At 29.2% G+C, this 9028-nt stretch carries 7 protein-coding genes; 4 read left to right on the top strand and 3 right to left on the bottom strand.

The window, feature by feature from the left end; all coding sequences use genetic code 11:
- From BLW23_RS23515 to BLW23_RS16985, 3 genes are all read right to left on the bottom strand, one after another.
- The coding region (locus BLW23_RS23515) for a hypothetical protein (RefSeq protein WP_218134062.1) at positions 1–192 on the bottom strand (192 nt) is incomplete at its 3' end.
- A 59-nt stretch (positions 193–251) separates the two neighbouring features.
- A complete protein-coding gene (locus tag BLW23_RS23740; protein WP_255362822.1) occupies positions 252–380 on the bottom strand; it encodes a hypothetical protein in 129 nt (42 codons plus the stop codon).
- A gap of 50 nt (positions 381–430) precedes the next feature.
- Positions 431–871, bottom strand: coding sequence for a hypothetical protein (locus tag BLW23_RS16985; RefSeq protein ID WP_093672115.1), 441 nt, complete (start codon positions 869–871; stop codon positions 431–433).
- Positions 872–962: 91 nt separating this feature from the next.
- Here BLW23_RS16985 and BLW23_RS16980 point away from each other — a divergent pair, with 91 nt between their 5' ends.
- The 4 genes from BLW23_RS16980 (at position 963) to BLW23_RS16960 (ending at position 9018) form a co-directional block, all read left to right on the top strand.
- A complete protein-coding gene (locus BLW23_RS16980; protein WP_093672113.1) occupies positions 963–1583 on the top strand; it encodes a M23 family metallopeptidase in 621 nt (206 codons plus the stop codon).
- Complete coding sequence (locus BLW23_RS23930) at positions 1513–1755, top strand: M23 family metallopeptidase (protein WP_093672111.1); 243 nt, start codon at positions 1513–1515, stop codon at positions 1753–1755. The genes BLW23_RS16980 and BLW23_RS23930 overlap by 71 nt, the downstream gene beginning before the upstream one ends.
- A gap of 1697 nt (positions 1756–3452) precedes the next feature.
- Entirely contained in the window at positions 3453–8333 is a 4881-nt protein-coding gene (locus BLW23_RS16965) for a helicase-related protein (RefSeq protein ID WP_093672107.1), read from the top strand.
- Between the two features lie 283 nt (positions 8334–8616).
- Positions 8617–9018, top strand: coding sequence for a hypothetical protein (locus BLW23_RS16960; protein WP_093672105.1), 402 nt, complete (start codon positions 8617–8619; stop codon positions 9016–9018).
- Positions 9019–9028: the final 10 nt, after the last annotated feature.

Below are 9028 nucleotides of genomic sequence, written 5' to 3'. Positions count from 1 at the left end.
AATACTCACATTAAAGTTATCCTGAGTCAAAAAAGAAATAAATTGTAAATCCCTTAAATAACCATCAATGTCTTTTGATCCAGTAAAAGATATAATTAACTTCTTTGCTTTTGCTATTTCTTTTATTTTCATTAATATTTTCGTAGTCTCATAATTGATATCAGGTATGGCTAAATACAACGAATCATCCAAGTTAAAAGTCTTGTAAAATGATATAGCTTCTTTTGGATCCTTGAAAACTACAATACGCTCTATTTTCTTGGGAATATTACTAAACCATTACTGTTTTTTACAGTAGTAAATTCGTCCTTATTTAATTGTTTACCATCAACTAAATATCCACAAATCTTATTACCACTATTGAAAAGAGGAAATTTCACCTCACCCTGTTTTGTTAAAAAAAGACGACCCTTTATAATCGGATCGTCTTCTAACCCTTGTATAATTTATCTACTTCCTTTGAATTATTTGCATTTGCTTGAGATGAGAATGGAATATTAAGTAAAAGGAAATGATTAAAATTTGTGTCAACTATTTCTAATGCAATTTCTTCCGTATTTAAAAGTAAATCACACTCTTTATCAAGATATTCATTAAACTTATTGTGCAACTTACCCCATAATCCTTTAACCTCTCTACCTTCAATCTTTGCAACATACTCTTCTACCAAATCAGAAGCTTGCAACTTTAACTCAGGTTGTTGTGTATTATAGTATAAAAACCCCTTATCTGTTTTAATAACTACATAATAAAACCCAGATTTTCCGTATACAACATACTTCTTATCTGTAGCTAATAGCTTGTAATTTAGATAGTCAAATAGTGTCGGTAAATAAACCCTCTGATTATGATCACTCCAATAATTTAACACTTGTTTCTCTTTTTAAATTTGTAAATAATTACTAAGTTTGTAAATAAACTATAAAACAAAACTACAAATTAAAATTAAAACCGCAAATAAAATGAAGGATATTTATATAAAAAAAACACTTAGTTTCTTGAGAACGTTTTTCAAAGATCTCTCTTCAAGCCAGGCACTTGCCATTGGTTTTTTTATTATTATTATATGTTTTACCTTGTTTAATAAAAAATTTTCAGATAGTCCCAAGTGGCTTATGGAACAAAAAAGTGAATTCGAAAAATTATCCTATCAACTCAGTAAATCTTCAAAAGATAGCCTTATTGATTCTCTTTTTTTAGCTAGAGAACAAAAAATAATCATAAAAAAAATTAATAAAAATATTGGAGTATATCTTTATAAACTAAATTCATATAGTTATATCAATGTGCTCGAACCTTATTTAATATTTGTTCCTGCGGTACTAGATGATATCCCTTCTATTGTTCCTTTGGAAAAAGGAGATTATCAACTATCAAGTAATTTTGGAACACGTTTTCATCCTATTGATAAGAAATACAAAAAACATTATGGCATAGACCTTGCTGGTCCAGTGGGTAAAGAAATATATGCCTCCGCTAACGGATTTATAATTGAGGCTAAACTAGATAAGAATGGCTATGGCCATCACGTTATTATTCAACATCGTTTCGGTTTTCAAACACTCTATGCACATATGGATTAAAATCCTAGTATCTCGCGGTGATCGAATCAAACAAAACCAACTTATAGGAACTATTGGAAACACTGGAGCGTCCACCGGAAGCCATTTACATTATGAAATCATAAAAAACAAAGAAAAGATTGACCCAAAGCCTCATTTAATCTCAAAAGGGACATCTTTGAAAAAATTATAAACCTGTAATAATATTCTAAAAAAAATCTCAAATCTCATTAATTATGGAACATTCAATACAAAGAATTCTCACAACTTCAAAAATTTCTTCACAACTTCAAAAAAAAAGTATTTAAAATAAAAAATAAAGTTAACGCTATTAACGACCTCGATTTTAAAATTTTTAAAAACATAGAATATAAAAACGTTTCTCCCAAGAAATCACAAGCCTCAAACACCTTATCTACCTAAAAAACATCGATCTGGAAAAAAAGGTTTTATCACCCACAACCTTAACGAACTCATAGCCAAACATCAACTCTTAGAAAAACAAAGCGAAAAAGATCAAAAAATAATCCCCATTGGAAACATTGAAATTCTCGACAATTCTATCGTTAATAAAAACATTATAATTGGATATAACAGTAAAAATAATAAGTTTTACCTTTCCTATAATAAAGTAAATAACCTACCTATATGGAATCCCTATTCCCCAAGAAAAATTAAAGAACAACTTCATAAATTACACCCTCTAAATAGTTCCAATCTTCAGTTTAAAAGACTCTTTTTTAAAAAAAGATATTCAATCTATATCTAAAGAAAAACAAACTTTTATTCAAAACCAATTCAATGCTATTGTTGTAGAAGCTTTTAAAAACAATAAGTATTTTCAAAAAAACGTACAACTTATTAACCTAGATATTTTCCAAAACAAAGACAAATACCTTCATCAAAATATTAAATTTGATCACAAAGGAAAATCAATCATAGGAACGGTCAATGAAATCAACAAAGATTTTATTTCTATTGAACCCCTAATTCAAAAATCAAATCAAAATAATATATACCTTCTTACTCCAAAGGATATACAACACCAAGTCAATCAAAATAATATACAACTTATTTCAAAACTAAATTCTAAATATTATTTAGGGCAAAGCCATGGAGAACTTAAAATAGGAACTATTATCAGTGAAAAAGGGCAATCTCAAACTAAATGGTATTCAATGGAACAGTTTCTCTCCAATGAAAATATTCCTCTAAAGGTTCGAAACAACATTCATAAAAATGTAATTTTCGACAAAAACTTCTTTCTCGAATCTGAAAGTATTTCACTAAATAAAAACCAAAAATCAGTTGAAATAAAAAAAACACTTTCAAACTCAAAAATATTTCATAACAAAACATATCGCTAATAATAGAGATATTCAGTTTGAACCACTCAATAAAAAATCTTTTGATAAATTGGTTAAAGAATTTAATAATGATAAGAACTATCATAAACTAAATCAAATATCAAAATATCTGCCTAAAGACAAAAAAAAAGAAATCTCATTATAAAACTCACTCAATGCAATTCACATTATCAATTCAAAATCATCAAACAAAACAAGAAGTATTCAATACTCTAATTTTTTTTGATTCCGTTACAGAACTTATAGAAAAACTCAATTTCTCTAAAAGCTATCGTAATAGTAAAGGTAACTTTTCCTTAAAAATTTCTTCTGAAAATAAAACCCACATTATCATCTATTGTAATAACATCTCAAAGACAAATGAGCTCAAAAATAAAATCATGAATATAGTTATCGAAAAGATGCAAAACTATCAAGAAAACTAACTCCCTTATTACTCAATAATATATTTTAAAACTAACTAAGTAAAACAGCATCCCTTCCCTGTTTTACTTAGTATTATTCTAAATCTCATCTCAAAATTATGAAGCTATCCAAAAAGAAGTACTTACAGTACATCATTCAAACTATTGAAGCTATAAATAATAGTAATAACTTTAAAAATACTTTTATTAATAACCCTGGTTTCGGACGAATATTTGATATTATTAAATCTGAAAAAGACTTTCAATTACTCGAACAAACACTAAATAAATTTTACGGAGAACAATATTCTCAAACTGTTTTAAGTAGCCTAAAGCAAGCTTCTTTAACTTCTTATTTTACTCCCGATCCACTGGTCGATCTTATTGTGAACTTTTTAAATAAAAACAATACCTTTCTTCCTAAAACCATATTAGAACCTGCCGCAGGAAACGGTGCTTTTGTAAAATCTCTTCTCAAAGTTTTTCCTCAAGCTAAATACACTGCCTTTGAAAAAGATGTTATCACCTCCTCTATATTCTCTCACAATTTTCAAAACAATAAAAACGTTACTCTCTATGGAATTCCTTTTGAAGTACACGCCAATACCGATGCACCTAAAACCTATGATCTGATAATTTCTAATATACCTTTCGGTAGTGCATCCGTTTTTGACCCTTCCATATCACATTATGAAGACGATTACGTAATTAAAAAAAGCCTACATGGCTATTTCTCATTTAAAATCAATACACTATTAAACCCCAAAGGAATTGCCGTTATTATTACTACTAAAAATCTATTGGATAGAGAGAAAAACCAAAAAATTAGACAACAAATTATTAACCAATCCAATTTTATTGGAGGTTTCAGACTTCCAAATGATACCTTTGAAAAGGAAAACACTAAAGTTGTAACAGATCTCCTTTTTTTTCAAAATAATCAAGGACTTATTACCACTAAAGAACAAAAGGATTTAAACCAACTCTTTATTGATACTAAAGCCATTAATGTTGGAGACAATAAAGTCTCCTATAGTGCCTATTTTAAGGAATATCCAGAGAATGTACTTGGTGAAATCATAGAAGGCGGACTTTATCATAATAAGGATTATACTATCGACTCTTTTAACAATAGTATTGAACATTACCTAAGCCATAGTTTTGATCAATTTCTAAATTTTAAAAGCATAGACTTTAACCTTTCTCTTAAATCTCAAGAAACCCTAGAAAACCAAGAAGTAGCAGTAGAAACTAACTTGCCAAGTGCTGTTCTATATAGAGGCGAATTACAACCTGGCAATATTATCGTTGATCAAAATAAAATTGCTAAAATATCAGCTTCAAAAACTCTTGATTACATTAAAACAAACCCCCTTGAATTTGATAAATTATCTAAAATTATTCACATCAGAGATCGTTATATAGATCTTATCAATGAATCAAAAATAGAGACTTTTAACTCCATACAAAAAGAACTTAATTATGATTACGATTTGTTTTTCTTTCAATACGGTGCTCTTAATGAAAAAAGAAATAGACATTTTGTAGCTCTTGATAGACAAGCTCCACTTATTCTAGGTCTTGAAAAACTAGAACAAAAACAATATATCAAATCCGATATCTTCTCATCAAGTCAAAGAATCAAGGAATCTGAAGTAAAAATTGATTCTCTCAACGATGCTATTTTTTATAGTTTAAATAAATACAATAGATTAGATATCAAAGAAATTTCATCTCTTTTAAATATACCTCAAAAACAAATTATAGAACAAGGAATTTCGGAGCAACTTTTCTACTTCGATTTTCAAAAGAACCAAAAAGTGAATATCGTTACTTCACAAGAATTCTTCAGCGGTTTGATCTATCAAAAAATAGATCTCTATAAAAATGGGGATTTTGGAAAATACAAAGATTATATAGACAAATCCTACTTAGATAAAACCATTGCTAAACTCGAAGAGGTTAAACCACCCATAACTTCTTTTGAAGACATGGATATTAAGCTTCACGAATCATGGATGCCCTATGATATGGTTGAAGATTTTATTGAATATAAATACTTTACTCAGGTTGTCATTCGATTTAATCAAAGTAGTTCAAAATATATGGTCAGAGTTGAGTCATTAGATTTCGATCTTACCAAAAGATTTACCATTCAAACTCAAAACATTTATTACGATTTTGAAAAAGTACTCGCAGCTGCTCTTAACCAATCTATACCTTATGTAACTAAAGGGGATAAAGACAATAAGAAAACAGATAAGGTTAAAATGACCGAGTTCAAAATTAAATTTGAACTACTCTACAAAGAATTCAAACAATACGTATTAGACAATCCAACAATCAAAGATAAAATAGAAACGATTTTCTATAATAAATATGAAGCTCATCTCAATCCTGTATATGATGGAAAACATCTAACCTTTAAAGGTCTTGAACACTTTACCCCTTATAATTATCAACTCAACACTACCGCCGGTATCTTACAAAATGAAGGACTCTTAGTTCATAAAGAAGTAGGCTTCGGAAAAACGCTTTCTATGGCTATTTCCGCAATGAAATTAAAAGAGTTAGGGATTTCTAAAAAAACACTTATTGTTGGTTTAAAACCCACGTTAAAACAGCTAGAATCTAACTTTAGAAACGCTTTTCCTAATGCCAATCTTTTCGTACTAGATGACAAAAACGCAAAAACCAAAACTAAACGAGAAATCGCTTTTGCAAACATTGCTCACAATGATTATGATATTATATTGATGAGTCATGAAACTTTTAAACAGATCCCCCAATCTGTTCATACCATTGTTGAAATTATTCAAAATGAATTAAATCACTTGGAAAAAGACCTTTCAGTAATTCATAATAATTCATTTAAAATACATAAAGCGACCTTACACGGCCTAGAACGAAGAAAACAAAATTTAACCGTTGAATTAAAAGAAATTTATGCTAAACTAGAATTTAAAAAAGACAATACACTGGATTTTGAAAGTATGAAAATCAATCATATTATGGTGGATGAATACCATAAATTCAAAAACTTAATGTATACCACTAGACACAACCGTGTTGGTGGTTTAAATACCTCCTCTGGATCTGAAAGAAGTAAGAATCTATTAGCATCACTTCGAACACTTCAAAAAATATCAGGTAAAGATTATCAAGCCTCTTTTTTTTCTGGTACACCAATTAAAAACTCTATCACTGAAGCTTATGTAATTTTTAAATACCTAATTCCTGAAAAACTTAAACAACTCAACATAGAATCTTTTGATCAATGGGCTCAAATGTTTGCCAATAAAACCTATGAATTTGAACCTACTATTAATGGTGATTTTAAAGTAAAAGAGCGTTTTAGAGAATTTAAAAAATTACGCCTCCTTGCCTCTCTTTATAGACAAGTCTCTATTATTGTCAATTCAACTACTCATAAAGTAGACAAGCCTCAAATCGTTGTCGAGGCCATTCAAATTAAACCTACAAAACTTCAAAACAACTATTTTGAAAATATTAGAGACTTTATCAATACAGGTGATAGTAAATTAATATATACCAATAAAAATTATGATAAAGATCAACTATCAGCAGTATCTTTAATAGCACTCCATCACATGAGGTATTCTTCTATTGATGTACGATTACTTAACCAAGACCTTATAGAAAATGAAAATAATAAACTATCAATTATCTCAGAGCATGTTGCCAATACTTACTATGAAACGAACGAATTTAAAGGAGTACAAGCCATATTCTCTGATATAGGAACTCCCAAGGATAGTTTTAATGTCTATGATCATATTAAAAATACTTTAATTGATAAACACAAAATTAATCCTAATGAAATCATTTTTATTCATGACTTTAAAAATGACCTTCAAAGAGAACAGTGCTTTAAAGATTTAAATGCAGGTATTTATCGTATTGTTATCGGTTCAACCGATAAACTAGGTACTGGAACAAATTTTCAAAATAGACTTATTCATATTCATCATGTAGATATTCCTTTTGACCCCTCTAAAATAGATCAGAGAAACGGTAGAGGAGCAAGACCAGATAATGTTTTTGCCAAATCTCATTATAATAACCAAGTAAAAGTCAATTTCTATATAACCAAAAACACTTCCGATGCTGTCATGTTAAACCATGTAAATACCAAAGCCCGTTTTATTAGCCAACTAGTCAACGGTTCTATTAAACTTAATTCTATTGATTTAGGTCCTATCGATGATAAAGGTGAAATGGACTATAACTCCTTATTAGCCCTGGCACACGATAGCCCTCTTTTTTTAGAAAAAGAAAATCTTAAAAAAGAACTGGAGTCTTTAAAAATTGAAAAAGAAGTATTTAAAAAAAATCATCAGAGCGCAAAGTTTGCCCAATATCGCCAAAAGGAACGTTTCAAGAATTATCAAGACATAGAAAAAAATCTTCAAATAGACCATAAAGATTTCCCTCAAACCATATTGGAAGACTCAAACTATTACCAAAACATTATTCTTATCAATGGAAAAAATTTTATGAAACCTAAAGTACTCGGAAAACATATTATTGAATACTGTCAAGAAAAATCTCAAAAGCAACAGGAATTTGATATTGCTACTTTTTATAAAGCAACTTTATTCTATTCTCACGGAAACATTCTAGTAAGAACTAATAGTGAAAACACCTATGGATATGGCAAAAGACAACTTAATAAAAATGAAAAAGATGTTGCAATGTATATTAAAAATGCTCTTTTAAAAGTAACTCCATTACTCAAAGAGTATAAAGAGTTAGTAGAAAAGACAAAAAAAGAAATTAAAGGAAACCAAATTATCATAGATACCGATTTTCAAAAACAAGATCAAATACATAGCATCGAAAGCAGAATAGCACAGATCAATAAAAAGTTAGATAAAATTCAAGAAGAAAACACTCCTAGTGAAGATTCTAAAAATGATCAAATAAAAAAGAAAAACAAAAACAAAGAAAAACAATCAAATAAAGGACCTGTTTTATAAAGACGTTTCACCTTGCTTTACGCTTATATAAAAAGCCTTTGCCATTGGATTTTGTAACAAAAGAAAGAGCTTCTAAAGTCGCTTTTCCTCCTAACAAAAATTTACAAAGCAAAGGCTTTTAATATCTCTACAATCAAGAACGCTAGCCCTAACTAAATCCAACACTTTTTATGGTTAGGGAAAAGAAGAGTAAGGTGGGTTTTACCCTTGTTTTTCCAAGAAAAACAAAGGTTTGTTCGTATCTTTATATATATATATAAGAATATTCTAAATCTCACTAATTATGGAAAATCTAAACTCTCAAAGCCTGAAAAAAGGCACGAAAATTACCCTTTTTACTGTCGGCGAAGCTATGGCAATAACTTGTAAAACCGAATCAACCATACACGGACACAATGAAAAAGGCTACTACGGAAAGATTAAAGGCAAACGTAAAAAGGTCTACCTTATAAATGACCCACAAAATCTACTTTTTGTCGGTTGGGAACTCCCCATTAAAGCCGATACCGAAACCAATCAGTTTATCGGAAATGCACGCCTGAACTTATTAGGAAACTCCAAAGAAGAAGTCAAAAAATACGTGCTGGAAAATGCCGTAAATCTTACTGAAACTATTAAACGAATGATCAATTTCGTAGAAGTAACCGAAGGTTATCAAGATAATATCTATACCCCACTTTTTTAATTTTTTAAGT

Origin of the sequence: Tenacibaculum sp. MAR_2009_124, from assembly GCF_900105455.1 — a bacterium.
In the GTDB taxonomy this organism is placed as follows: Bacteria; Bacteroidota; Bacteroidia; order Flavobacteriales; family Flavobacteriaceae; genus Polaribacter.
The sequence above is the reverse complement of the archived record's forward strand: the minus strand, read 5'-3'. Positions and strand labels throughout refer to the sequence as shown.